Source organism: Janthinobacterium sp. BJB301 (genome assembly GCF_002735685.1).
Taxonomy (GTDB): domain Bacteria; phylum Pseudomonadota; class Gammaproteobacteria; order Burkholderiales; family Burkholderiaceae_D; genus Janthinobacterium; species Janthinobacterium lividum.
This window is the reverse complement of record NZ_PDZJ01000006.1, coordinates 210,265-236,912: the sequence shown is the minus strand read 5'-3', so window position 1 is coordinate 236,912 and position 26,648 is coordinate 210,265. Positions and strand designations below refer to the sequence as shown.

Annotated in this window: 21 protein-coding genes; 12 read left to right on the top strand and 9 right to left on the bottom strand. The window is 62.9% G+C overall.

The genetic code is table 11. The features are described 5' to 3' along the window. Positions 1-2 precede the first annotated feature (2 nt). The 3 genes from mrdA to CSQ91_RS26555 are packed head-to-tail and all read left to right on the top strand — an operon-like array spanning position 3 to position 4,140. Positions 3-1,973: a penicillin-binding protein 2 gene (gene mrdA, locus CSQ91_RS26565; RefSeq protein WP_034784702.1), complete on the top strand. Its 1,971-nt coding sequence runs from the start codon at positions 3-5 to the stop codon at positions 1,971-1,973. An 8-nt stretch (positions 1,974-1,981) separates the two neighbouring features. Further along, positions 1,982-3,097, top strand: a complete 1,116-nt coding sequence (rodA, locus tag CSQ91_RS26560; RefSeq protein ID WP_034784703.1) for a rod shape-determining protein RodA — start codon at positions 1,982-1,984, stop codon at positions 3,095-3,097. Further along, entirely contained in the window at positions 3,097-4,140 is a 1,044-nt protein-coding gene (locus CSQ91_RS26555) for a septal ring lytic transglycosylase RlpA family protein (RefSeq protein WP_052140358.1), read from the top strand. Before rodA ends, CSQ91_RS26555 begins: the two co-directional genes overlap by 1 nt. A 137-nt stretch (positions 4,141-4,277) precedes the next feature. On the opposite strand, the gene CSQ91_RS26550 is transcribed toward CSQ91_RS26555, so the two are convergent. The 7 genes from CSQ91_RS26550 to argS are packed head-to-tail and all read right to left on the bottom strand — an operon-like array spanning position 4,278 to position 10,474. Beyond that, the gene (locus CSQ91_RS26550) at positions 4,278-4,964 is read right to left on the bottom strand and encodes an SPOR domain-containing protein (protein WP_070278304.1); all 687 of its coding nucleotides are present in this window, start codon (positions 4,962-4,964) and stop codon (positions 4,278-4,280) included. Then, a complete protein-coding gene (locus CSQ91_RS26545; RefSeq protein ID WP_099390067.1) occupies positions 4,958-5,716 on the bottom strand; it encodes a type III pantothenate kinase in 759 nt (252 codons plus the stop codon). The genes CSQ91_RS26550 and CSQ91_RS26545 overlap by 7 nt, the downstream gene beginning before the upstream one ends. Before the next feature lie 4 nt (positions 5,717-5,720). Continuing rightward, a complete protein-coding gene (locus CSQ91_RS26540; protein WP_099390066.1) occupies positions 5,721-6,515 on the bottom strand; it encodes a biotin--[acetyl-CoA-carboxylase] ligase in 795 nt (264 codons plus the stop codon). 15 nt (positions 6,516-6,530) lie between these two features. Beyond that, positions 6,531-7,313 (bottom strand): SDR family oxidoreductase, encoded by a 783-nt coding sequence (locus CSQ91_RS26535; RefSeq protein WP_099390065.1) that lies wholly within the window; start codon positions 7,311-7,313, stop codon positions 6,531-6,533. A 37-nt stretch (positions 7,314-7,350) separates the two neighbouring features. Further along, on the bottom strand, positions 7,351-8,022 hold the full coding sequence (locus CSQ91_RS26530; protein WP_034784709.1) for a thiol:disulfide interchange protein DsbA/DsbL: 672 nt from the start codon (positions 8,020-8,022) through the stop codon (positions 7,351-7,353). A gap of 9 nt (positions 8,023-8,031) precedes the next feature. Next, positions 8,032-8,742, bottom strand: a complete 711-nt coding sequence (locus CSQ91_RS26525) for an SPOR domain-containing protein (protein WP_099390064.1) — start codon at positions 8,740-8,742, stop codon at positions 8,032-8,034. Positions 8,743-8,764: 22 nt separating this feature from the next. Continuing rightward, positions 8,765-10,474, bottom strand: coding sequence for an arginine--tRNA ligase (argS, locus tag CSQ91_RS26520; protein ID WP_099390063.1), 1,710 nt, complete (start codon positions 10,472-10,474; stop codon positions 8,765-8,767). 376 nt (positions 10,475-10,850) lie between these two features. Between argS and rsmB the strand changes: the two genes are divergently transcribed. The 8 genes from rsmB to CSQ91_RS26480 all read left to right on the top strand — a co-directional run bounded on the left by rsmB (position 10,851) and on the right by CSQ91_RS26480 (position 19,074). Next, positions 10,851-12,272: a 16S rRNA (cytosine(967)-C(5))-methyltransferase RsmB gene (rsmB, locus tag CSQ91_RS26515; RefSeq protein WP_034784714.1), complete on the top strand. Its 1,422-nt coding sequence runs from the start codon at positions 10,851-10,853 to the stop codon at positions 12,270-12,272. 97 nt (positions 12,273-12,369) lie between these two features. Further along, positions 12,370-12,876, top strand: coding sequence for a DUF4390 domain-containing protein (locus CSQ91_RS26510; protein ID WP_225317180.1), 507 nt, complete (start codon positions 12,370-12,372; stop codon positions 12,874-12,876). Then, on the top strand, positions 12,876-15,173 hold the full coding sequence (locus CSQ91_RS26505; protein WP_070253843.1) for a sensor histidine kinase: 2,298 nt from the start codon (positions 12,876-12,878) through the stop codon (positions 15,171-15,173). Before CSQ91_RS26510 ends, CSQ91_RS26505 begins: the two co-directional genes overlap by 1 nt. A 98-nt stretch (positions 15,174-15,271) precedes the next feature. Beyond that, positions 15,272-15,991, top strand: a complete 720-nt coding sequence (locus CSQ91_RS26500; protein ID WP_034784724.1) for a response regulator — start codon at positions 15,272-15,274, stop codon at positions 15,989-15,991. Beyond that, positions 15,988-16,389 carry a hypothetical protein gene (locus tag CSQ91_RS26495; protein ID WP_052140360.1) on the top strand — a complete coding sequence of 134 codons (402 nt, stop codon included), beginning with the start codon at positions 15,988-15,990 and terminating at the stop codon, positions 16,387-16,389. Before CSQ91_RS26500 ends, CSQ91_RS26495 begins: the two co-directional genes overlap by 4 nt. Positions 16,390-16,541: 152 nt before the next feature. After that, positions 16,542-16,799: a BTH_I0359 family protein gene (locus CSQ91_RS26490; protein ID WP_070253841.1), complete on the top strand. Its 258-nt coding sequence runs from the start codon at positions 16,542-16,544 to the stop codon at positions 16,797-16,799. 77 nt (positions 16,800-16,876) lie between these two features. Beyond that, entirely contained in the window at positions 16,877-17,656 is a 780-nt protein-coding gene (locus CSQ91_RS26485) for a class II glutamine amidotransferase (RefSeq protein ID WP_071653284.1), read from the top strand. 137 nt (positions 17,657-17,793) lie between these two features. Next, positions 17,794-19,074 carry an EAL and HDOD domain-containing protein gene (locus CSQ91_RS26480; RefSeq protein ID WP_034784728.1) on the top strand — a complete coding sequence of 427 codons (1,281 nt, stop codon included), beginning with the start codon at positions 17,794-17,796 and terminating at the stop codon, positions 19,072-19,074. Positions 19,075-19,231: 157 nt separating this feature from the next. Here CSQ91_RS26480 and CSQ91_RS26475 read toward each other — a convergent pair whose 3' ends face one another. Together CSQ91_RS26475 and metH are read right to left on the bottom strand one after the other, a co-directional pair. Further along, entirely contained in the window at positions 19,232-19,603 is a 372-nt protein-coding gene (locus CSQ91_RS26475; RefSeq protein WP_034784732.1) for an SPW repeat protein, read from the bottom strand. Between the two features lie 112 nt (positions 19,604-19,715). After that, on the bottom strand, positions 19,716-23,510 hold the full coding sequence (gene metH, locus CSQ91_RS26470) for a methionine synthase (protein ID WP_170846497.1): 3,795 nt from the start codon (positions 23,508-23,510) through the stop codon (positions 19,716-19,718). A gap of 640 nt (positions 23,511-24,150) precedes the next feature. Here metH and CSQ91_RS26465 point away from each other — a divergent pair. Beyond that, positions 24,151-26,628, top strand: coding sequence for an IPT/TIG domain-containing protein (locus tag CSQ91_RS26465; protein WP_099390062.1), 2,478 nt, complete (start codon positions 24,151-24,153; stop codon positions 26,626-26,628). Positions 26,629-26,648: the final 20 nt, after the last annotated feature.

The window sequence follows — 26,648 nt, the reverse complement described above, 5'->3', positions numbered from 1 at the left end:
CAATGACTGAACTTAAGAACACCGAGCGCGAACTGCATTTTTTCCGCATGCGCCTGACCATCCTGGGCGCGCTCGTCTTCGTCTGCTTTTCGCTGCTGCTGGCGCGCTTCATCTGGCTGCAGGTGATCAAGCACGAGGACTACGCGACCAAGGCCGAGGACAACCGTATCGCCGTGGTGCCCATCGTGCCCACGCGCGGCCTGATCCTCGACCGCAACGGCGTGGTCCTGGCGCGCAATTACTCGGCCTATACGCTGGAAATCACGCCCTCGAAATTGAGCGCCAGCCTCGATTCCGTGATCGACGAGCTGTCGACCCTGGTGCAGATCGACATCAAGGACCGCCGCCGCTTCAAGAAGCTGCTGGAAGAATCCAAGAACTTCGTCAGCGTGCCGCTGCGCACGCGATTGACGGACGAGGAAGTGGCGCGCTTCACGGCGCAGCGTTTCCGCTTCCCCGGCGTCGAGGTGCAGGCGCGCCTGTTCCGCCAGTATCCGATGGGCGAGGTGGCGTCGCACGTGGTGGGCTTCATCGGCCGCATCAACCGCAATGAAGCGAAGGCGCTGGAAGAGGGCGAGGACGCGGCCAATTACAACGGCACCGACCATATCGGCAAGGAAGGCCTGGAAAAAAGCTACGAAAAGCAGCTGCATGGCACCACCGGCTATGAAGAGGTGGAAGTGTCGGCCGGCGGGCGCGCCATGCGCACCCTGTCGCGCACGGCCGCCACCCCTGGCAACAATCTGATCCTGTCGATCGACATCGAGCTGCAGAAGGTCGTCGAGGAAGCGTTCGGCGAATGGCGCGGCGCAGCCGTGGCCATCGATCCGGCCACGGGCGACATCCTGGCGTATGTCTCGAAGCCCGGCTACGACCCGAACCTGTTCGTCGACGGCATCGACCAGCAAAGCTGGAACGAACTCAATACCTCGCTGGACCGGCCGATGGTCAACCGTCCCCTGTCTGGCACCTACGCGCCCGGCTCGACCTTCAAGCCCTTCATGGCGCTGGCCGCACTCGAATTGGGCAAGCGCACGCCGAGCCAGTCGATTTCCGATCCCGGTTTCTTCATCCTCGGCGGCCACACCTTCCGCGATGACAAGGTGGGCGGCCATGGCACGGTGGACATGCACAAGTCCATCGTCGTTTCGTGCAACACCTATTACTACCAGCTGGGTCGCGACATGGGCATCGATGCTATCCACGACTTCATGAAACCGTTCGGTTTCGGCCAGCTGACGGGCATCGACCTGAATAACGAAAAGACGGGTGTGCTGCCGTCGACGGAATGGAAGCGCAACCGCTTCAAGACGCCGCAGCAGAAAAAATGGGTGGGCGGCGACACGATTTCGGTGAGTAACGGCTCCGGCTACAACTCGTATACACCGCTGCAGATCGCCCACGCGACGGCCAACCTGGCCAATAACGGCGTGGTGATGAAGCCGCATCTGGTGAAGATCATCGAGGACGCGGCTACGCGCGCGCGCACCCTGACGGTGCCCAAGGAAAGCTACCGCATCGCGCTCAAGCAGGAAAACATCGACGTCATCAAGCGCGCCATGGTGGGCGTGACCAGCGAGCAGGGTGGCACGGCCGCGCGCATCTTCACCGGCGTGCAGTACACGGTGGGCGGCAAGACGGGTACGGCGCAGGTGGTGGGCATCAAGAAAAACGAGAAGTACAATGCCAAGCTGCTGGCCGAACGCCTGCGCGACAACGCCCTGTTTACGGCCTTTGCGCCGGCCGACAAGCCGCGCATCGCGATCGCCATCGTGGTGGAAAACGCGGGCTTCGGCGCCGGCGTGGCCGCGCCGATCGCGCGCAAGGCGCTCGACTACTACCTGCTGGGCAAGCGCCCGAGCGACAAGGAAAAGGACACCACCAAGGTGCCCAAGGAAGATGTCGACGAAGTGCGCACCCTGGAAGAAATCACTGACGAGCAGGCCGCCCCGGCGGTACCTGCCAGGCAATAAGGAAGCACATGCCCATTAACGAGAGGCGCTCGCTGTGGCGGCGCGCCAAACCCTATCTGGCGGTGTTCGATCCGCCGCTGATGATCATCATCCTGATGCTGCTCAGTACCAGCTTGCTGACCCTGTATTCGGCCAGCATCGGCATCCCGGGCAAGATCGAAGACCACCTGCGCAATATTTTGCTGTGCTTTTTCGTCATGTGGGTGGCGGCCAACGTCACGCCGCAGATGATGATGCGCATCGCCGTGCCGGCGTACACGATATCGGTGATCTTGCTGGTGGCCGTGGCGCTGTTCGGCACCATCAAGCTCGGTGCGCGGCGCTGGCTGCATATCGGCGTGATCGACATCCAGCCGTCCGAATTCCTGAAGATCGCCACGCCGCTGATGCTGGCCTGGTTCTTCCAGCACAATGCGGGCGCCCTGCGCTGGAAATCGTTCCTGATGGCGGCGATACTGTTGCTGGTGCCCGTCTACCTGATTGCGCGCCAGCCCGACCTGGGCACGGCGCTGCTAGTGGTGGCGGCCGGCTTTACCGTCATCTTCCTGGCCGGTTTGTCGTGGAAGGTGCTGGCCGGCTTGCTGATCACCTTTGTTTCATGCCTGCCGATCGCCTGGTCGCACCTGCATGATTATCAGCGCGACCGCGTGATGATGCTGATCGACCCGACCAAGGACCCGCTGGGCAAGGGCTTCCATATCATCCAGTCCATCATCGCCATCGGTTCCGGCGGCATGACGGGCAAGGGCTGGACGCACGGCACGCAAGCCCACCTGGAATTTGTTCCCGAGCGTACGACCGATTTTATTTTTGCCGTATATTCCGAGGAATTCGGCCTGGTCGGTAACTTGATCCTGATGCTGATGTATTTGCTGCTGGTGGGACGGGGGCTGATGATCGCCGCCAATGCCCCCAGTTTTTTCACTCGCCTGCTGGCAGGAGCGATCACTATGATTTTCTTTACTTACGCCTTTGTAAACATGGGCATGGTCAGCGGCATCGTGCCGGTGGTCGGCGTTCCCTTGCCATTCCTTAGCTATGGCGGCACCGCGCTGCTGACCCTGGGCGTGGCCACCGGTATCCTGATGAGCATTCAGCGCCACCGCAAGCTGGTGCAGACCTGATGCGCGCGCCTTTCGATACTTTCGCCATGCGCGGGTTGGGCCTGACGGTCTTGCTGACCCTGGCCGCTTGCGGCACGACGCCGCAAAAGCCCGCATCGAATAACGTGCCGCTGCCGTCCGGCGGCAAGGTCAAGGTGCCCGTGCGCCAGGATCCCACCTTGCCGGCATTGCCGGCGGCCGGCTCCGGGCGCGGCGGCTACTACAAGGATGACGGCCCGGGCGACAATCCGCCAGCCAACCTGCGCGACGTGCCCGATGCGGAAGTGCGCAACGAGCCGTATTCGACGCGCTCGAACCGCCCGTATGTCGTCTTCGGCAAGACCTACACGCCGATCACCGACAATGAGCCCTTCAAGCAAAAGGGCACGGGCACCTGGTATGGCAAGAAATTCCATGGCCAGCGCACCTCGTCGGGTGAGATCTACGATATGTACAAGATGACGGCGGCCCATCCGACCTTGCCGATTCCTTCGTATGCGCGCGTGACGAGCATCGACAGCGGCGAGCAGGTGATCGTGCGCATCAACGACCGCGGCCCCTTCCATGCCACGCGCGTCATCGACGTGTCGTACACGGCGGCGCTGAAACTGGGCTTCCTCGGCAAGGGCAGTCACCAGGTGGTGGTCGAACGGCTGCTGCCTGCCGATATCGATGCCATCCTGGCCGCCCGTGCGGCACCGAAGCCGGTGCCGTCCGTGGTGGCCATCTCCATCGATACGCCGGTGGAAACGGGCGCCGTGGTGCAGCCGGAAGTGTCGTCGCAAATGCTGCCCGTCGACGCGACGGTCGCCGCACCGGCACCGGCGGCGCTGGCCAGCGGTTTCTATCTGCAGCTGGGCGCCTACTCGCGCGCCGACAATGCGGAAACGGGCCGCTCGCGCCTGGAACCCTACGCGGCAGCCCTGGGGACCCTGGGCGTGGTGCAGGCCGGGAATCTGTTCCGCCTGTACGGTGGCCCATTCTCGAGCCGTGCCGATGCGGCGCGGGCGGCGGCCAGCCTGCCTGAATCGACAGGCATTAAGCCCATCGTCATCCAACGATAGGCGCGCCTGACAGTGCAAAGCGCCTGGTAAAACCGTAGCGAGCGGCAGCGATTTTTGGCCAAGAAGCGCAGCTGTGCTGGAGCACAGCGAGCATCGCAGGCCGCAAAGCGCGACGCGCAGTAGGTTTGGTCAGGTGCTTATTTGCAGCTGCGCAGTTCCTGGTCAGGGAATTGCGTTTTGATCTTCTCGAGACGCGCGCGTGTTGCGGCGTCGAGGTCGCGGAACTGGTAGGCCAGCTGCTTGCCGGCACTGTAGCGCGGCGCGACGCGGGCGCTGTGCACACCCTGTTTGTTGAGCGATGCCAGCTGGCTTTGCGCGCTGGTTTCCGACTTGAACACGCCCAGTGAAATACCCCAGCGCAGCGGGCTGCTTTCATTCATGATGAAGTAATTCGTCACGCCCAGCTGCTTCAATTCACCGGCCTTGCGGTCGGCGCCTTCCTTGCTGCCCTGCGGCGGGATATACACCATGTAGCTGGAAATCTCCTGGCCGGCCACGTTGCGGCGCGACTGACGGTCACCCAGGTCCAATGCCGCCACTTGCGCTTCAAAGCGGCGCCCATCGGCCAGCAGGAAATTGCCCACTTCCGTGCAGGCATACGATGTCGGCGGTGCCGGTGCCGCCGCCATCGGCGTCGCGCCCTCTTCGGCGGCGGGCGCCGTGGCCTGCTCCTGCGTCAGCAAGGTGAGCTTGCCCGCCTGCAGCTGGTTTTTCAGGCGCGCCGGTTCGCGCGTCTCGGTGCGAAAACTGCCCAGATAACCCTGGCCGATGGCCAGCACCAGCAGGTTGACGCCGGCCAGCAGCCAGAAGACGAATTTCAGCATACGTGGTTTCCTTGTGTTCCTGCGGTCCCGGCGCGCGCGGCCGCCTGCAGGCCGAGCATGACGATATTGTCCACCAGATGCAGCGGCACGGCCAGCGCCAGGGCCGGTGCGATGCGCGGTGCGGCGCCGCCCGACAGCAAACAGGCGCTGGCGCCATGCATGCGCACGGCCCGTTCGATGGCGCCCGCCTGTGCCGCCAGGCAGCCGGAAAGGATGGCGTCGTCCGTGTTGTCGGCAAAGCCGGCCGGCAGCAGGGCGTCGCTGGCGATTTGCGGCAGCTGCGCCGTGTTGCGCGCCAGCGAGCTGGCCATCAATCCCAGTCCCGGCAAGATCATCCCGCCGAGGAAAACGCCATCGGCCGTGATGGCGTCGATGGTGGTGGCGGTGCCGCAATTGGCGACGATGACGGCCTGGCCAGGCGCCAGCGCCTGCGCGCCGATGGCGGCGGCAAAGCGGTCGCAACCCAGCTGCGACGGCGCGCGGTAGCCATTCGTGAGGCCCGCCAGCTGCGGCAGCGATACAAAGTCGCGGGCGGCGACCGGCAGCATGGCGCGCAGGCGCGTGCCGATGGCGGCGCCTGCCACGTTCGACAGCAGCGCTTCGCTGATGCCGAGTGTCTCCCACTGCGCGGCCAGGGTGTCGATCTGCGCATGCGCGACGGCGCCGCTGGCCAGCCAGCCGCCGGTGGGACTGCCAGCGGCCACGAGTGCCCATTTGATGCGCGTATTGCCGGCGTCGATCAGCAGTAGCATGCGCTTACTCCCCCGTCAGGCGCAAGGAAACGTCGCCGGACATGATTTCCTGCAGGCCGCCATCGGTGCGCAGCAGCAGGCGGCCCAGCTGGTCCACGCCTGCCGCCACGCCTTGCTGCAGCAATTGGCCGTTGTCGAGGATTTTCACGTGCTGGCCTTGCCAGGCGTGCAGCGCGTTCCAGCGTTCGGTAAACGGTGCAAAGCCCGTGTCGTCGAATTCGGCCAGCACGCCGGCCAGGCGGCTGAGCAGGGCGGCCACCAGGGTATTGCGTTCCATCTGCGCCAGCCAGGGCACGGCCGAGACGCTGCGCCCGATCTGCCGTTCCAGCGCATCGGGCATCAGCAGATTGATGCCGCAGCCGATGACGGCCCACACGCCGCCGTCCGCTGCCTGCTGGGTCTCGACGAGGATGCCGGCCAGCTTGTGGCCATCCTTGAGCATATCGTTTGGCCACTTCAGCTGCACCGGCACGCCCAGCGACGTCATGGTCTCGGCCAGCGCCACGCCGACGGCCAGCGGCAAGCCGACCAGCTGATGCAGCGGCCCCTTGAAGCGCCAGGCCAGCGAAAACATCAGGCTGGCGTCCGGCTGCGACACCCACGGCCGCCCGGCGCGCCCCCGTCCGGCTGTCTGCTGGCCGGCGATGCGCAGGGTGGGGCCGGCCAGGGTGGCGCAGCGCGCCAGCAGGTCGGCGTTGGTCGATCCCGTTTCGTCGACCACCTCGATGGCCACGTGGGAGGCGCCCGTGGCGCAATGGGCGGCGATGGCCGCGCTGTTCAGGTCTGAGTGCTTCGTCATGGGGAGAGGTTGGTTTTACTGGCTGCCGCCGGATGGCTTGCTGCGCGCCTTGTGCGGCGCGTTGGCGAAGGCCATGTCGTAGACGGCATTGGGCAGCGCGCGCAGCAGCTTGGCGACGACGCCCATCTGCCACGGGATCACGCGGTAGCTGTCGCCGTCGGCGATGGCGCGCGCGGCGCGCGCGGCGAATTTTTCGGCCGGCATCAGGAATGGCATGCGGTAGGCATTGTGGCGCGTCATCGGCGTGTCGATGTAGCCGGGCGTGATGGTGACGACCTTGACGCCTGCGGGTTTCAATTCCAGGCGCAGCGATTCGCAGTAGCTGATGACGGCCGCCTTCGAGGCGCTGTAGGCTTCGGCGCCGGGCAGGCCGCGGATGCCGGCCACGCTGCCGATGCCTACCAGGCGCCCGCTGCCCTGGCTTTTCATGGCGGCGATGAAGGGCGCGAAGGTGGCGACGGTAGCCGTGACGTTGATGGCGATGAGGCGCGCGAAGGCGTCGAGGTCTTCCGCGTGTTCGCTCAAGGTACCGTAGGACACGCCGGCGCTGGCGATGACGACGTCGATGCCGCCCGCATGGGCGATGAAGTCACCGGCGGCGCTTTTCAGGGCGGCGTGGTCGCACACATCGACGGCGTAGGCGCGGTGGCGTTCAGGGTAGGGCAGGGAGGCGATCAGTTGCTGCAGGGTGTCGCCGCGGCGGGCCAGCAAGCCCAAATGGGCGCCCTGGCGCGCGTACTGCAGCGCCAGGGCGGCGCCCAATCCACTCGACGCACCCGTGATGAAAACGCGATGCATCAGGCGATGCCCGGGTGCGCCAGGGAAGTGGCCATGCTTATTTCTTTTCCGCTTTGGCTTTCGCGACCAGCACGTCCATCACGCTGAGCGCCTGGGCGTTCAGCTGTTCTTCGTTCCTGGCAGACTTGCTGCCCTGATCGGCCTGCGAAGGCGAGGTGATGTAGCGGCCGTCGATGGCGATCATGGGCCAGAACGTCACGTTATAGCCCTGCATCATGGCGTCAGCGCGGCGCACGCGGGCCGAGACGCCCATCGAACGGTAGGTGTCGATGAATTTCTGGCGGTCCACGCCCTGCTTGGCGACGAAATCGAATACGGCGTCGTCCGTGTTCAGGCGGTTGCGTTCCACGTGCATGGCGTGGAAGACGCCGGTGTGCAGCTTGTCGACCAGGCCCATGGCTTGCAGGGTGAAGAACAATCGCTGCTGCGGCGCCACGCTGTCATCGCGCGACACGTGCACGCGCTTGAAGACGATGTTGTCGCCCTGTTTCTTGACCCAGGCCGCCAACTGCGGTTCGAGCACGTTGCAATGCGGGCAGTAATAGGCGAAGAATTCCGTCACTTCGATTTTCTTGCCCGATTCCGTCGCCTGCGGCGTGGGCAGGGTTTCGTATTCGACGCCGTTTTTCGGCTCGGCCGGCGAGGCCGATGCGCCCATGGCGGCGGTGCACAGGGCGGCGGCGAACAGGATTTTCTTCAGAAAACGCATGCTGGTTCCTTATTTTTGGTTGCGGACGACGGCGACATCGATGCCGTTTTCAGACAGTTTGGTGCGTGCGCGGTTCATCGCTTCGAGCTGGTTGAACGGCCCGATACGCACGCGGTGCAGCACGCCGGCATCGGTGCTGCGGTCGCTGATGGCCGCTTCGAAGCCGAGCAGCGCCAGTTTGCCGCGCGTGCTTTCGGCGTCCGACATGTCATGGAAGGCGCCGGCCTGCAGATAATAAATCCATTTGTCGCTGGCTGCATCGGCCTTGGCCTCTTTTGCGTCGGCCTTGGCTTGCGGCGCGGGCGCCGCTGGTGCTGCCGCTGGCGTTTTCGGCGCCGGCTTGTCCTTCAATGTACCGATCAATTCCTGCAGCGCGTCCGGCGGCGGCGCCTTCGGCTGCTGCGCGGGAGCGGGTGCTGGCGCTGCTGGCTGCGTCGGCGTGACGATCTCGCGCGGCTCCTTGGAGAAGTCGCGCGCCGCTTCCTTGGCCGCTTCCTTGTTGCCGTACATCGGCTTGTTCGGGTCGGCGATCTGGCCGGCCGTCGGTTCGGTCGATTTGCCGGCCTTGCCCGACTTGTCGGTGAAAGGCGAGGCACCCTTGGTGATCACCAGGGCGACCACCACGGCGATGCCCAGGCCGATGACCAGGCCGATGATGATGCCGACCAGGGTATTGCCCTGCTGGCGCCGGGTCGAAGAGAAGCGGGAAGCGTGATTCATTTTGACGGTTAGACCTTCGCGATTACATTTTGTTTGGCGCGGACACGCCGATCAGTGCCAGGCCGTTGCGCAGTACCTGGCGCGCGGCGATGACGAGGGCCAGGCGGGCCATCTTGACGGCTTCGTCCTCGACCAGCACTTTTTCGGCGAAGTAGAAGCTGTGCAGGTTGGCTGCCAGGTCGCGCAGGTAGAAGGCGACCTGGTGCGGGCCCAGTTCCGCTTGCGCGCGCGCCAGCATTTCCGGGTAGGCGGCCAGGGTCGCCAGCAGGGTCGCTTCGGTCGGCGCTGTCAGGGGAGACAAGTCGACGCCGGCGATCGTGCTGGCATCGCCGCCCCAGTTTTCCAGGATGCGGCAGATGCGCGCATGTGCGTACTGCACGTAATACACCGGGTTTTCATCGGTGGTTTTCAGCGCCACGTCGACGTCGAAGACGAATTCCGTGTCGGCCTTGCGCGAGATCAGGAAGAAGCGCACGGCGTCGCGGCCCTTGGCGATGTCGCCGCCGCCCGACCATTCGATCAGGTCGCGCACGGTCACGTAGGAGCCGGCGCGCTTCGAAATCTTGACTTCTTCGCCGTCCTTCATGACGGTGACCATCTTGTGCAGCACGTAGTCGGGGTAGCCTTGCGGGATGCCCATGTCGACGGCCTGCAGGCCGGCGCGCACGCGCGCGATGGTGCCGTGGTGGTCGCTGCCCTGGATATTGATGGCCTGCACGAAGCCGCGCTGCCATTTCACCAGGTGATAGGCCACGTCCGGCACGAAATACGTGTAGGTGCCGTCCGTCTTGCGCATCACGCGGTCCTTGTCATCGCCGAAGTCGGTGGTGCGCAGCCACAGCGCGCCATCCTGCTCATACGTGTGGCCCGCCTTGATCAGGGTTTCCACGGCGCTGTTGACCTTGCCGTCCGCGTACAGCGACGATTCCAGGTAGTAATTGTCGAACTTCACGCCAAACGCCTGCAAGTCGATGTCCTGCTCGTTGCGCAGGTAGGTGACGGCGAACGGGCGGATCGAATCGATGTCTTCCACGTTGCCATTGGCCGTAGCAGGCTGGCCATCGCTGGCCGAGACGGTCTTGCCGGCCTTGAAGTCGCTGGCGATATCGGCGATGTAGTCGCCGTTGTAAGCGGACTCGGGCCATTCTGCGTCGCCCGGCTTGAAGCCGCGCGCGCGCGCCTGCACGGAGTTGGCCAGGGTCTGGATCTGCACGCCCGCGTCGTTATAGTAGAACTCGCGCGTCACCTGGTAGCCTTGCGCGTCGAACAGCGAGGACAGGGCGTCGCCCAAGGCTGCCTGGCGGCCGTGGCCCACGTGCAGCGGACCGGTCGGGTTGGCCGAGACGAATTCCAGGATGACCTGCTTGCCGGCGCCTGCCGTGCTGCGGCCATAGCTGTCGGCCTCGCTCAGAATGGTTTTCACCACGGCTTGCTTGGCGGCGGCGGAGACGCGCACGTTGATGAAGCCGGGGCCGGCGATTTCCACTGCCTCGACCAGGCCCTTGCCGGCCGGATTGGCCAGCACGGCCGCAACGATGGTTTGCGCCAGTTCGCGGGGATTCTGTTTCAGCTGCTTGGCCAGTTGCATGGCGATATTGCAGGCGACGTCGCCATGCGATGCATCGCGTGGTCGCTCGAGCACTACGCTAGGCGCAAGCGAAGTGCCGGCCAGGACGGGAGCGAGGGCGGCCTGGAACAGGGCGATGATTTCTTGTTTCTGTTGGGCGAGCATGAGCAGGATGGCGGTGGAACCGCGTTAAGAATGAATAGAATGAATCAAAAAGCAAAACGGACGGCAAGTACCCAAGCCGCCCAGACTGCGTTAATTATACTGGTTTGCTGCCGGGAACAATACGCTAGCCGGCAGTGTCCCCGTGCCGGCGCGTTTCACGATATTATCAGGACAGCATGCCCATGTTGGTGCACGAAAACATCAGCATGGGACATTCTGCTTGTATATATGCAGTTTTTTGCCGCAATTTACATGTATCGCTGCAATCGCTTGGGTCAGAGGGCGCCACAAACGCTACAATCGACCCTTTATTGATGACGCGCGGCCGCGACTTTGCCACCATGCAGCCCGCCGCGCGCAGCCACACCGGATAACTATGAACAAGCGCCCCACGCTGAAATTGAAAACCAAGCCGGCGCCAGGCCAGGCTCCTGCCGCACCGAAACTGCGTCCCAGCTACCATCCCGACCTGAAACCGGTCTTGCAGCCAGGCTTCCAACCCGATTTGCGTGCCGATTCGCTGGCGTTTTGCCTGCTGGGCGCGGCCAATGCCGTGGCGCAAGTGCGCACGGGCACGGCCCTGCCGCAGGCGCTGGCCAAGGTGTTTGCGCAATCGAACGCCAGCCCGCAGGCGCGCGGCGCCATCCAGGATATTTCCTACCGTACCATGCGCCAGCTGGGCCGCAGCGAAACCCTGGTCGGCCTGATGACGTCGAAGGCGCCCGAGCCGCCGATGCTGGCCGCCCTGCTGTGCTGCGCGCTGTCGCTGATGTCCGCCGAGCCGGGCGAACAGCCGTACGAAGAATTCACGGTGGTCGACCAGGCCGTCACGGTCGCCACCTCGCACCCCGACCTGGCGCATGCCAAGGGCATGGTGAATGCCGTCTTGCGCCGTTTCTTGCGCGAGCGCAAGTCCTTGCTGGAAGCGGCCCTGCAGCAACCTTTGGCGCAATGGAATTATCCGCAGTGGTGGATCGACTCGCTGCGCCTGGCCTATCCGCGCGACTGGCAAGCCATTCTGACGGCCGGCAATGCCGTGCCGCCATTGACCTTGCGCGTGAATCGCCGCAAGAGCACGGTCGAAGCGTATCTGGCCGTGCTGGCCGAGGCGGGCATTGCCGCGCGCCAGGTGGGGCCGTTCGCCGTGCGCCTGGACAAGCCGATCGGCGTGGCCTTGATCCCCGGCTTCGAGCAGGGCGTCGTTTCTGTGCAGGATGCTGGCGCGCAATTGGCTGCGCCGCTGCTGGATTTGCAGGATGGCATGCGCGTGCTGGACGCCTGCGCGGCGCCGGGCGGCAAGACGTGCCATATCCTTGAGCTGGCCGACGTGCAGGTGACTGCCATCGATGCGGACGCCAAGCGCCTGCCGCGCATCGCGGAAAACCTCGAGCGCCTGGGCCTGGACGCCACCTTGAAGGCGCAGGATGCGCAATCGAGCGCGTGGTGGGACGGGCAGCAGTTCGACCGCATCCTGGCCGACGTGCCGTGCACGGCTTCGGGCATCGTGCGCCGCCATCCTGATATCCGCTGGTTGCGCCGCAAGGGCGATGCGTTCCAACTTGCAACACTTTCATCCAAAATTCTGGACAACCTGTGGCAGATGCTGCGCCCCGATGGTAAATTGCTGTTCGTGACATGTTCATTGTGGCCGCAAGAGTCCGAGGCACAGGCGGCGGCATTTGCGGTACGCAATAATGCAACCCGATTGACAGCGCCTGGCCAGCTGTTGCCGACTGGCAGCGCGGAGCAGGACCACGACGGTTTGTTCTATGCGCTATTCCAAAAAAATGCGGCTTGAGCGATTCGTCGATACTTATCCTACGGACTACACCGGCACACTTGTGACAACACGACTCTTCCGACTCCTGGCCCTGCTGCTGATGCTGGCATGTACCATGCCACGCGCGCATGCCGCCGATATGGTCGAGATCACCCGTGCCTACATCGAGTCGAGCGAAGAGGGCTACAAGCTGGCCGCCACGTATTCCTTCGAGCTCAATCACGACCTCGATGATGCGGTACAGCATGGCGTGCCGCTGTATTTCACGACCGAAATCGAACTGACCCGGCCCCGCTGGTACTGGTTCGATGAAAAAGCCATCGTGGCGCGCCAGACCAGCAAGCTGTCCTACAACGTGCTCACGCGCCAGTATCACGTGTCGGGCGTGGGCTTGCAGCAAAGTTTCCCCACCCTCGACGATGCGCTGTTCCTGATCCGCCGTCCCAGCCGCTGGCTGGTGGCGCGGCGCGGCGAGCTGAAAGTGGGGCAGACATATAACGTTACCTTGCGCATGGGCATGGACCGCGACTACCTGCCCAAGCCGATACAGGTCAATGCCTTCAATAACAGCGACTGGCGCCTGGCTTCGAATAAAAAAACCTTCTTGTATACGGCGGAGTAGTGAGTCAAGCATTGCGCTATCTGCTGGTGGTAGGCGGCGGCATCGTTAGTATCCTGCTGTTCCTGCTGGCGTCGGCTTCCGATAATTCCGGCTTTTTCGACCGCTACTACACTTGGCTGCTGGGCTTGAACGCGGCCGTGGCCGTGTCTCTGCTGGCGCTGGTCGGCATTTCCCTGGCGCGCCTGTACGCGCGCTACAAGAGCGGCAAGTTCGGCTCCAAGCTGATGACGCGCCTGGTGATGCTGTTCGCCGCCGTCGGCATCCTGCCGGGCCTGGTGATTTTCCTTGTTTCCGTGCAATTCGTCTCCCATTCCATCGAATCCTGGTTCAACGTCAAGATCGAAGCGGCGCTGGAATCGGGGATTGAGCTGGGCCGTGCCGGCCTCGATGCGGCCCTGGTCGAGCTCGACCACCGGGGCCGCAAGGCCGTCGAAGAACTGGGCGCCGACCCGGTGGCCGGCCCGGCCGTGCTGACCAGCCTGCTGCGCGAAGAGGGCATGCAAAATGTCATGCTTGTCAGCGGCGACGGCGTGCTGCTGGCCAGCGCCGGGCCGCATAGCGCAGCCGACTTGCCGACGCCGGCCATGCTGGTGCAGGCGGCCTTGCCGGCCGGCTATGCCTCCGCCGAGGGCGGGCTGGAGCTGCACGACGATGGCACGGAGTCGGGCGGCGGCGGATTCCGCTCTGGCTTGCCGGCGTCGGTGGAAACGGCGGCCAGCCTGCGCCTGCGCGTGCTGGTGGCCGTGCCGGGGCCTTCCGTCTCGCCCCGCTACCTGCAATTGCTGCAATCGGTGCCGCCCAAGCTGGCGACGAATGGCGAAGTACTGCGCGCCGCCTACAGCGAATACAAGGAACGTTTCGTCGCGCGCGTGGGACTGCGCAAGATGTACATGGAAATCCTCACCTTGACCTTGCTGCTGGCCATCTTTGGCGCCATCGGCAGCGCTTTCTTGATCGCGGGCAACCTGGCCCAGCCCCTGCTGCTGCTGGCCGAAGGCACGCGCGCCGTGGCCGAGGGCGACCTGTCGCCGCGCCCCATCGTCGCCACCAAGGATGAACTGGGTACCCTGACGCAGTCGTTCAACATCATGACGCGCCAGCTGCTCGATGCGCGCACGGCCGTGGAAAGCAACCGCGCCGCCCTGCAAAACGCCAAGGCCCACCTGGAATCGGTGCTGGCGAACATGTCGGCCGGCGTGATGGTGCTCGACGGCGATTTCAAGCTGGTGACCTGCAACGAGTCGGTCGAGCGCATCCTGCAGCATTCGGGCATGAGCATGGTGGGCCAGCCGCTGGCGCATATTGCTGGAATGGAAGAATTTGGCGGCGCCATCATCAGCGCCTTCACGGCGCAAAGCGCGCAATCGGCGTCGGGCCGCAACCAGCAGCGCCTGCACTGGCAGCGCCAGATCGAGATTCCCCGCCGCCTGGGCAGCAGTGCCGACGAGCATGACATCACCTTGCTGGCGCGGGGCTCGCGCCTGCCGCTGGAGTCCGGCAGCGGCTACATCGTCGTGTTCGATGATATTTCCGACGTGATTTCCGCGCAGCGCTCGATCGCCTGGGGCGAAGTGGCACGCCGCCTGGCGCATGAAATCAAGAATCCGCTCACGCCGATCCAGCTGTCGGCCGAGCGCCTGCAGATGAAGCTCGAAGGCAAGCTGGAGCAGCCGGACGCCGACCTGCTCAGTCGCGCCACCACCACCATCGTCAAGCAGGTCGATGCGATGAAACGCATGGTCGACGACTTCCGCGACTATGCGCGCACGCCGCCGGCCGTGCTCACGCCGCTGCGCCTGAACGAGCTGATCGAAGAGATACTGAACCTGTACCTGCGCGGCGACGATGGCGACATCATCCACCCGCTGCTGGCGCCGAATCTGCCGATGGTGATGGGCGATCCGACCCAATTGCGCCAGGTGATCCATAACCTGCTGCAGAATGCGCAGGACGCGATGACCGACTTGCCGCCGGACTCGCCGCATCCGCGGATTGACGTAAGGACGGAAGCAATTCATTATCGCAGTGCGGACGGCGGCGTGAATATCGCCGTGCGGCTGGCCATCAGCGACAATGGCCCTGGTTTCGCGCCAAAAATTCTGGCGCGGGCTTTCGAGCCGTATGTGACCTCGAAGGCGCGCGGCACGGGATTGGGCCTGGCGATGGTCAAGAAAATTATCGATGAACACGGCGGACGCATCGATATCGAGAACCGGGTCGACGGCAATGGCGCTTCGGTGGTCATTTTGCTGTTAAAGTTAGCTCCCGACACTCCTGCCCAGGAATTCCTGGCGTGAGGGTCTGGTTTAGTATTTAAAACACTAATAAAATCATAGTTGTCCGCCGCGTGCATCTTGTGCGCGACGGCCGGCGAAATGAGGAAGGCAAGACACGAATGGCAAACATACTCGTAGTGGATGATGAAATGGGTATCCGTGAGTTGCTCTCGGAAATTTTGGGCGACGAAGGACATGCTATCCAGCTGGCCGAAAATGCGCAGCAGGCGCGCGAAGCGCGTGCCGCCGGTGCGCCGGATCTGGTATTGCTGGATATCTGGATGCCCGACACCGACGGCGTCACCCTGCTCAAGGAGTGGCAGCGCGACGGCTTGCTGACCATGCCGGTAATCATGATGTCGGGCCATGCCACCATCGATACGGCGGTCGAGGCGACGCGCATCGGCGCCATGAACTTCCTGGAGAAACCGATTGCCCTGCAAAAACTGCTGAAGGCGGTCCAGCAAGGCTTGACGCGGGCACAGGAAACCGTGCGCGCGCCGAGCGTGGCGCCACGTCCCGTGGCACCCGTGGTGGCCGAGGAAAGCAGCCATCCCGTGCCCAGCTTTGGCGGCAGCGCGCCGCAACAGCTGATGGTACGCCCGGGCATCGCCGTACCGGCGGTGGCCGAAGGCCATGGCTACAACCTGTCGTTCGACTTGCCCCTGCGCGAGGCGCGCGACGCGTTCGAGCGCATGTATTTCGAACACCACCTGGGGCGCGAAGGCGGCAGCATGACCCGCGTAGCGGAAAAAACGGGCCTCGAACGCACCCATTTGTACCGCAAGCTGAAACAGCTGGGCGTCGAACCGGGCAAGCTGGCCAAGAAAAGCCTGTGACGGCAGCCGTGCGGCGTCCGACGCCGCTGACCCTGGTCAGCGGTGGACGTGCCGCCGGGCGCGAGGCGGCCATCGCGCAAGCCTTGCCGCCGGACCAGCCGGCCGCCGTGATCCTTGAAGGATTGGCTGACGGTAACGGCATCCTGGCCGACTTGGCCGAGCAAGTTTCTCCATCCCCATCATTTCCATTGCAACTGTTGCGCATTGCGCCCGGTTGCCTGTGCTGCAGCGGCAATCTCGTATTGCGTGTAACATTGAATCGTCTGCTGCGCCATCCACCCGCGCGCTTGTTCATCAGCCTGGCCGACGCCTCGCACATCGAACAATTGCGCACCTGGCTCACCGCCAGTCCCTACGATGCCCTGCTGGCGCTGCAAGCAGACATGGTGGTTTCCTGACGATTTCCTGATCGACTTACCGCAAGCGCAGTTTGCATCTCGTTACAACTCTGTAGCCCGCAGGGTGGCATGGCCGCTTGAAATGGCGCCGTGTAACCCCACCTCTGTTCTGACACCGCAGGAGCTTCTCCTGCTTGAGCGAAGGATGCAAAATGAACCTGATCTATAACAGCGAACAATATAGCGTCGTGGAATTCGGCGTCGATGGCAACCTGGAAGCCTTGCGCTTTGGCGGCTATGAAATCGTCGACAAGGGGGGCAAGCGGGAAACGTTTATCGCCGGCATCCTTGCGCAAAACTTCCGCCGCGACGTGACGGAGCTGATCGCCAGCGAACCCAGCATGGAAGAGATCGATGAATTTTTGGGCAGCTATGATTCCCTCATGAGCCAGCCCGTGCTGTTGCATTAGGGTGATGGCTATCGCCGCCATACCAATCCGCCAGGCGGCGTGGTATGGTGGCCGTGTTATCCCGCTGCAAACAGACCATGTGCCAACTTCTTGGAATGAATTGCAATGTCCCTACGGACATTGTCTTTAGTTTTACCGGCTTCGCCATGCGTGGCGGCCATACCGATACCCACCATGACGGCTGGGGCATCGCCTTTTTCGAGGGCGCCGGCGTGCGCCATTTCGTCGACCACCAGGCGGCCATCGCCTCGCCCGTGGCCGAACTGATCAAACGCTACCCCATCAAGTCGCGCAATGTCATCGCGCATATCCGCAAGGCCACGCAAGGCCAGGTGGCGCTGGAAAACTGCCACCCCTTCGTGCGCGAACTGTGGGGCCGCTACTGGGTCTTTGCCCACAATGGCGATTTGAAGGATTTTCACCCCGTGCTGACGGGCAGTTACCGCCCCGTCGGCTGCACGGACAGCGAGCTGGCTTTCTGCTATCTGCTGCAGGAGTTGCATGCGCGCTTTGGCGATGCCCCGCCGGCGTTGCCGCAACTGCATGCCGCCCTGGCGGAGTTGTTGCCTGGCATTGCCGCCCACGGCACCTTCAACATGATGCTGTCGAGCGGCGAGGCGCTGTTTGCCCATTGCTCGACCAGCTTGCACTATCTGGTGCGACAACATCCGTTTCCAACTGCTAAACTCTCCGATGAAGACTTGAGCGTGGACTTTTCCCAGGTGACGACCCCCCAGGACAGAGTGGCCGTGATCGTTACCCAGCCGCTGACGACGAATGAGCAATGGACGGCGTTTGCGCCGGGTGAATTGAAATTATTTGTCGACGGGATGGTGCAAGAACCCCCTGCGCCCTAATTTGTTGACGACAATAAACTGGATTGCTGCCAAAATACCCACAGCGCGGGCGGAATTCAGCTAAAGTATTGTCAATAGTGAACCTTGATGCGGGCGCGGCGCGGCCGGTGTCACTCGACGTGATTGATGAAGAGTTAATGATCGATATTTCCAGCAACGACATCACCCCGAAACCCTTGCGCGTGCGCGAGTTCTATCTGGGGCGACAACCTATCCTTGACCGCAATCAAGCCTTGTTTGGCTATGAGTTGCTTTTCCGCAACGCTCCGGTCGGTCCCGCCAACATCACCAGCGACCTGTCCGCCACGGCATCCGTCATCGCCCACGCCTCCCAGCTGGGCATGGAAAAGGTCATCGGCGACGCGCTCGGTTTCGTCAACGTCGATGCCGACGTGATCATGAGCGACATTTTCGTGTTTCTGCCGCGTGAAAAAGTCGTGCTGGAAATCGTCGAATCGATGCCCGTCACGCCGGAAGTGCGCGCGCGCATCAGCGAACTGGTGGGCCATGGCTTCACCTTCGCGCTGGAAAACGTCGTCTCTGATACGTCGCAAGTGCAGGAACTGCTGCCACTGGTGCAGTACGTCAAGATGGACATGAGCACGGTCGACCCGAAAGTGCTGGCAGCGCTGGCGCCCCGTTTCAAGCAGGAAAACAAGAAACTGGTGGCGGAAAAGGTCGAGACGCGCGAAGAATTCAAGTCGGGCCTGGATCTGGGCTTCGATTACTTCCAGGGCTATTACTTTGCCAAGCCGGCCATCATGACGGGCAAGAAGCTGTCGCCGTCGCAACTGGCCGTCATGGAACTGATGACCTTGGTCACGTCCGACGCCGACAACATGGATATCGAGCGCGCCATCAAGCGCGACGTGTCGCTGGCCCTGAACCTGTTGCGCCTGGTTAATACGCCGGCCGTGGGCGCGCGCCAGCGCATCGATTCGCTGAGCCAGGCCGTGACCGTGCTGGGCCGCCGCCAATTGCAGCGCTGGCTGCAAATCATGCTGTACGCGGAACCAAGCAAGCGCGGCCATAGCATGACGCCGCTGCTGATGCTGGCCACCACGCGCGGCCGCCTGCTGGAATTGCTGGCGCATAAACTGCGCCCGAACCACGCCCATTCGGCCGATATCGCCTTTACGGTCGGCATCATGTCCCTGATGGATACCCTGTTCGGCGTGCCGATGTCGGAAATCCTCAGCCAGATCGAAGTGATCGACGAAGTGGCCGAAGCGCTGCTGTCGCGCGAGGGCTTCTACGGCGACCTGCTGCGCCTGGCCGAGTGCATCGAGCGCATCGAAGACATGGAAGGCGAGATCGTGCCGACCCTGCGCGACCTGGCCATGTCGCCGGACGACCTGGTGGAGCTGGAAATGGCTGCCTACGAATGGAGCGATAACGTAGTCCGCTACGCGCTGTAGGTCGGATTAGCGCGGCCGTCAGGCCACGCGTAATCCGACGACATTGTTGACGCTGATCGTAGTGATGTCGGATTACGGCCTGCGGCCTAATCCGACCTACCCGATTTATCTAAAAGAGCCCTGCACGGCGTCGCCGTGGCAGGGCTTTTTTACGCCGCTACGCGGCGGCGCCGGGCCAGTGCTTGTGCAGCTCGGGGTCGGTGCGCAATTCCCACAGGGCGAGCACGACGACGGCGATACCGACGAGCAACTCGTTCCACATGATGACGGGCTGATCGGCCAGCCGCAGTACCCATGGCGAGGCCGCCACCCAGACGCCGACCAGCAGGTTGACGACGACGGCCCAGAAGTAGGTCTTGTACAGGTCGAAGGCGGCCAGTACGGCGATCACCAGTCCCGAGACAAAGGCGTTGATCATCTGCGGTGAACCCTCGGGATAGGAAAAGGCCCAGGGCGAGACGACCAGCCATAGGCCCAGCAACAGGATCACTTGATCCTGCCAGCGTTTCAGTTTGAAATTGGTTGCCATATATCCTCCTTGCCGGTTGGGAACGGGCCGGAGCGGGCATGCAGCATGCCAGCCGGCATACTGCGTTAGTGCGCTTCGGCGCGCGATAAGTTCCGCGCGCCTTGTGCATATATTATGACAGATTGGGTGCCAGCCAGCGTTCCACGTCCTCGATGTTGACGTTGCGGCGCTTGGCCATGTCTTCCACCTGGTCCATGCCGATCTTGCCGACGACGAAGTATTTCGACTCCGGGTGGGCAAAATAGAAGCCGGAGACGGCCGCGCCGGGGAACATGGCATACGATTCCGTCAGCTGCATGCCGATTTCCTCGGCTTGCATGACCTCGAACATCTGTTTCTTGACCGTGTGCTCCGGGCAAGCCGGGTAGCCGGGCGCGGGGCGGATGCCGACATACTTTTCGGCGATCATGTCGTCGTTGCCCAGGTGTTCATCCGGCACATAGCCCCACAAATCCTTGCGCACGCGCTCGTGCAGGTATTCGGCAAACGCCTCGGCAAGGCGGTCCGCCAGGGATTTGAGCATGATGGACGAGTAATCGTCGTGCGCATCCTCGAAGCGTTTTTCGTATTTTTCAATGCCCAGGCCGGACGTGACGGCGAACATGCCGATGTAATCCTTCACGCCCGATGCCTTCGGTGCAATGAAGTCGGCCAGGCACTGGTTCGGACGCTGCACGCCGTCGACCACGGGTTTGACGCCTTGCTGGCGCATGCCGTAATAGGTGAACGCCACGGTACTGCGCGTATCGTCCGTGTACACCTCGATATCGTCGTCATTGACGCTGTTGGCCGGCAGCAAGGACACGACGCCATTGGCCGTCAGCCAGCGCCCGTCGATGAGTTTTTTCAGCAAGGCCTGGCCTTCCGCGTACACCTTGGTGGCCGCGTCGCCCACCACTTCATCCGTCAAAATGGCGGGGAAGGGACCTGCCAGGTCCCAGGTCTGGAAGAACGGACCCCAGTCGATATAGTTGGCCAGCGTGGCCAGGTCGACATTCTTGAACACGCGGCGGCCGATGAACTTCGGTTTCACGGGCGTGCAGGGGCCGTCGAACGGCACGACCATCCTGTTGGCGCGCGCCTGCGCCAGCGGCAAAATCGGCAGGGCCTTCTTGTTGGCGTGCTGCTCGCGGATGCGCGCGTAATCGATTTCGATGTCTTCCACGTATTTGTCGCGCTGTTCCGGCGTCAGCAAGGATTGCGCCACGGACACGGAACGCGAGGCGTCCGGTACGTAGATCACGGGGCCTTCGTAGTTATGCGCGATTTTCACGGCCGTGTGGGCGCGGCTGGTGGTGGCGCCGCCGATCAGCAGGGGGATCTTCAGCATGCGGAAGTGTTCGTCGCGCTGCATTTCCTTGGCGACATACGCCATTTCTTCCAGCGATGGCGTGATCAGGCCCGAGAGGCCAATGATGTCCGCATTTTCCACCTTGGCGCGCGCGAGGATTTCCGAGCACGGCACCATCACGCCCATGTTGACCACTTCGAAGTTATTGCACTGCAGAACGACGGTGACGATATTCTTGCCGATGTCATGCACGTCGCCTTTTACGGTCGCCATGATGATCTTGCCTTTCGGCTTGGCGACGATGCCCGTGCGCTTTTCTTCCAGCAGCTTTTCTTCCTCGATAAACGGGATCAGATGGGCCACGGCCTGTTTCATCACGCGCGCCGATTTCACCACTTGCGGCAGGAACATCTTGCCCTGGCCAAACAGGTCGCCGACCACGTCCATGCCGGCCATCAAGGGACCCTCGATCACGTGGATCGGGCGCCCGCCATTGTGCAGCAGTTCCTGGCGCGCCTCTTCCGTGTCTTCCACGATGAATTGCGTGATGCCGTGCACCAGCGCGTGCGACAGGCGCTCCTGTACGGTGCCTTCGCGCCAGGCCAGGGTTTGCGCCTCGGCCTTGCCGCCCGCCTTCAGGGTGCCGGCAAATTCGATCATGCGCTCGGTCGAGTCTTCGCGGCGGTTCAGCACCACGTCTTCCACGCGCTCGCGCAATTCCGGGTCCAGGTTGTCGTACACGCCCACCATGCCGGCGTTGACGATGCCCATGGTCATGCCGGCCTTGATGGCGTGGTACAGGAAGACGGTGTGGATGGCTTCGCGGGCTGGATCGTTGCCGCGGAAACTGAAGGACACGTTCGACACGCCGCCCGAGATCTTCGCGTACGGCAAGTTTTCCTTGATCCAGCGCGTGGCGTTGATGAAGTCGACGGCGTAGTTGTTGTGCTCTTCGATGCCGGTGGCGACGGCAAAGATGTTCGGATCGAAAATGATGTCTTCCGGCGGGAAGTCCAGCGCATCGATCAATAAATGGTATGCGCGGGCGCAAATCTCGATCTTGCGCTCGAAGGTATCGGCCTGGCCCTTCTCATCGAAGGCCATGACGATGACGGCCGCGCCATAGCGGCGGCACAGTTTTGCCTGGCGCAGGAATTCTTCCTCGCCTTCCTTCATGGAAATCGAGTTGACGATGGCCTTGCCTTGCACGCATTTCAGGCCCGCTTCGATGACGGACCATTTCGACGAGTCGACCATGATGGGCACGCGCGAAATATCGGGTTCCGAGGCGATCAGGTTCAAAAAGCGCGTCATGGCGGCCAGCGAATCGAGCATCGCTTCATCCATATTGATGTCGATCACCTGCGCGCCGTTTTCCACTTGTTGGCGCGCCACCGACAGCGCTTCATCGTATTGCTCGTTGAGAATCATGCGCGCGAACGCTTTCGAGCCCGTGACGTTGGTGCGCTCGCCCACGTTGACGAACAGCGACTCGTCATTGACGACGAATGGCTCCAGGCCCGCCAGGCGCAAGTCGTGCGATGGGGCCGGTACGGTGCGCGGCGTGTTTTTCGACAGCAATTCGCCGATGGCGGCGATGTGCTCGGGCGTGGTGCCGCAGCAGCCGCCCGCCATGTTCAAGAAGCCCGCGTCGGCAAATTCGCGCAGCAGGGCGGACGTGTCGGCTGGCAACTCGTCGAAACCCGTGTCGCTCATGGGGTTGGGCAAGCCCGCATTCGGGTAGATGCACACGAAGGTGTCGGCGATCTTGGCCAGCTCTTCCGCGTACGGGCGCATCAGGGCGGCGCCCAGCGCGCAGTTCAGGCCGATGGTCAGCGGTTTCGCGTGGCGCACGGAATTCCAGAAGGCGGGCACGGTCTGGCCCGACAAGATGCGGCCCGAGGCGTCCGTGACGGTGCCGGAAATCATCAGCGGCAGGCGCACGACATCCGGGTTTTGCTCGTAGAACAGGTCGATGGCGAACAGGGCCGCCTTGCAGTTCAGGGTATCGAAAATGGTTTCCACCAGCAGCACGTCGGCGCCGCCTTCCACCAGGCCCTGCGTCTGCTGCAGGTAGGCGGCCACCAGCTGGTCGAAGGTGACGTTGCGCGCTGCCGGGTCGTTGACGTCGGGCGAGATCGATGCCGTCTTCGGCGTGGGGCCCAGCGCGCCGGCGACGAAGCGCGGCTTGTCCGGGGTGGAATACTTGTCGCAGGCGGCGCGCGCCAGCTTGGCTGCCTGCACGTTCATTTCATAGGCCAGGTGGGCCATGTGGTAATCGTCTTGCGCGATGGTCGTGGCGCCGAAGGTATTCGTTTCGATCAGGTCGGCGCCGGCCGCCAGGTAGCGCTCGTGGATTTCCTGGATGATGTGCGGCTGCGTCAGGGTCAGCAGCTCGTTATTGCCTTTGACGAACAGTTCGCGCGCGCCACTGTCGGCCGGCGCGGCGAAATCGATGAAACGGCCGGCGGGACCGCCACGGTAGGCTTCTTCGTCGAGCTTGTATTGCTGGATGATCGTGCCCATGGCGCCGTCGAGGATCATGATCCGCTGCGCCAGAATGGCGCGCAAGGTGGCTTCGGTCGGGGACATGGCGGGGATCACGGTATCGTTCATTTCATGCTTTCAATAGGCAAACGGGCGGCGGCGCGGCGACAAGACAGTACGAGGCGGTTGCAGGTCAGCAGGATCAGCTGACGGAGAGTGCCGGCCGGGTAGGGCAGGCAGAAGGTGGCAATCGCCTGATTTCACCGGGTCTAAAATTATACGGCATCAGGCTGCTTTGGTTTTAAGCAAAAGCGGCCGTTCGCCCCGCGGCTGGCCTTCTTGCAACACATCGCCTGCCGCCACGCCAGCCTCTGAAAATTACATTCCTGAAAATCTTACTCAAAACGTTAATTCTTCCGCCAAAGTTGGCAGGAAGGCATGGCCTCTAGGCTGTGGAAAAATTTCCACATTATTTGTGCCGCCTCAGCATATTTTTAATGAATTGAATGGCAATAGCTGCAAAGGAAATTAATTTTGATTTAAGGCAATACAGAGTGAGGGGAATAGTGCTGAGAATAAAGTTTGCCAAGCAGATATTTTAACTATTATCAAAACCAATTGAATCAAAAGCATTAATAGTTGTCTTTGGGAATCGAATTAACCCATAATATTGGTTCTTGGAAATTAAATTCTCACCAAAAGTCACCAATATGTCACATTTATCTCGTGTCCTCCCCGGCATCGCGCTGCACAAACATGGTTGCCAGCCATGAAAAACCATCTGCTCGTAGCATTGTTTGTCGTGCTGGGCCTGTCCGCCTGCGGTGGCGGTGGTGGCGGTGGTGGCGACACGGTGGTGGCGACCACCTCGGGTACACCCGTCTTGATTCCTGCCGTGACGGCCGTCTCGGCGGCGAATGTTGCCGTGGGCGGCAGCCTGGTGGTCACGGGCACGAATCTGAGCCGCGTGACGGCCTTCCAGGTGGGCGGCGTGACCGTTGCCACCAGTGCGGCCAGCGAGACCAGCGTGACCCTGGCCATGCCTGGCGTGCCCGTCACGGGTGCCTTGAGCCTGGTCAGCGCCAGCGGTACGGCGGCCACCAGCTATAACGTCAATGTGTACCTGCCGTTGAGCGTGGGCAGCGTCGCACCGGCGACGGGCGGTGTCGGTTCCAGCGTGACGATCACGGGCGGCGGCATGGGCGCCGTGACGGCGGTACAGTTTGGCAATGGCGCGGCGGCAACGCCGCAAAGCCAGACGGCCAGCAGCGTGACAGTGGTGGTGCCTGCGGGCGCGGCGACAGGCGCGCTGACGGTGCGCGGTCCCTACAACGATGTGATCAGCAGCGATACGTACACGGTCCTGGCCAGCGTGGCAGTGACGTCGATCACGTCGGCCGTTAACGGCGCGACCTTGTCGGTGACGGTGCAGGGCAGCAATCTTGACCAGGTCAGCTCGGCTTCGGTGGGCAATACGCCGGCCGTCATCGTCAGCGCCAGCGCCAGCCAGCTGCTGCTGTCCGCGCCAGCCTCGGCAACGGGTAATGTGATGCTGTCGGCCGCTTCGCGCATCGCCGTGAATGCGGGCACGGTGTCGGCCTTTACTTTGGGCAGCATTGATTTCGCGCAAGTACTGAATTTGAACGCCAGCAATACGGCCTTGCGCCTGACGCGCGGCAAGCCGGCCGCCGTGCGCGTGTCCGTGCTGGCCACGCAGGCGGGCCAGGCCAGCCCGGCCGTGACCTTGAATGCGACCGCCGCCAATGGCAGCAATCTGGGCAGCATCGCGATGACGGGGCCGGCGCTCTTGCCGACGACGAAGAGCGATGACAGTTTCAATGGCAATTTCAGTGCCGTCCTGCCCTCCGGCTGGATCTTGCCCGGCGTGCGCGTGCGCGTGACGGCCGTCGGCAATGACGGCGTGCAAGTGAGCCAGGAAGCGGCACCCATGGTGGCCAGCCTGGCCAGGATCCGTCTGGTACTCGTTCCCTTGAGCACCGACGATGGCGTGGCGCAACTGCCGGACGCCGAGGTGATCCGCGCTGCGCTGTTGCGCGTGTATCCGTATGCGACGGAAAATATCAGCATCACCACGCGCGCCGCGCTGAGCATGCCAGGCAGCAGCACGGCCGACAGCTGGTGGAGCGATACCCTGGGCAAGCTGGAAAACAAGCGCGCGCTGGAAGACAGCGGTGCCTATTACTATGGTTTCGTGCCGAGAATGTCCTCCACCCGCGCCGCCGGCCTGGCCTACATCAACCAGCGCAGCAGCGGCAGCGACTTCACGTCGGCCATCGGCCTGGATGCCCGCTTCAACAGCATCGCATCGGTCGATCCATTCGGCAATCAATGGCCTGAATGGCTGACCACGCTCGTGCACGAGCTGGGCCACAACCACTCGCTGCAGCACGTTGCCTGCGGCGGCCCGGCCGGCGCCGCTGCCGACTACCCGTATGCGGATGGCAATCTGGGCCCGCAACCCCTGTATAACAGCAACTATGCGGGCAGCATCGGCCAGCTGAGCAAGGCAGTCTATGGCAGCACGCCGATGAAAGACGTGATGAGCTATTGCAGCGGCGCCTGGTTCTCCGACTACAGCTATGCGCGGGTGCAGCAATTCCTGGAAAAACGCAGCACGCAGGGGACGGGCAGCAATGTGCTGGCCGCCAGCATGTCCGTGGCCGAGAACGGCTACCTGACCATTTCCGGCCGCATCACGCCAGCCGGCGTGGCCTTGCGCCCAGCCGTTGCCTCGTCGGCGCGCATCGGCGCCGCTGCCAGCGGCAGTGGCCATGCTTATACCTTGCGCGTGTTGACGGCGTCCGGACAGACTATCGACTTGCCCTTCGATGGCGTCTCCGTGGCCGACCATGGCGGCAACGCCATGAGCCACTTCCGCGTCAGCTTCGCCAATCCGGGCGAAATCAGCGATGTGCAAGTGCTGGCAAATGGCAAGGCTTTGGCCAAGCTGGAACGCCCGGCGCGCCGCAGCAAGGCGGCCGCCAACGATGCCACCTTTGATGCGACGCAAAGCGGCGGCCAACTGGCGCTGGTTTGGAATGCCGAGGCGGAACCGTATGCCGCCGTCATGCACGTGGCTGCCGATGGCCGCAAGACGGTGGTTGCCAGTGACTTGACGGGTGGCAAAGCCAATGTCGACGTGAGCGCCGTGCCGGCCGGTGGCCGTTTCGAAGTCAGCCTGTCGTCGTCCGTGGGCGCACGCCTGATGAAGGTGCAGCGCCGCTAAGCGCTGTGGCTGGATACAAA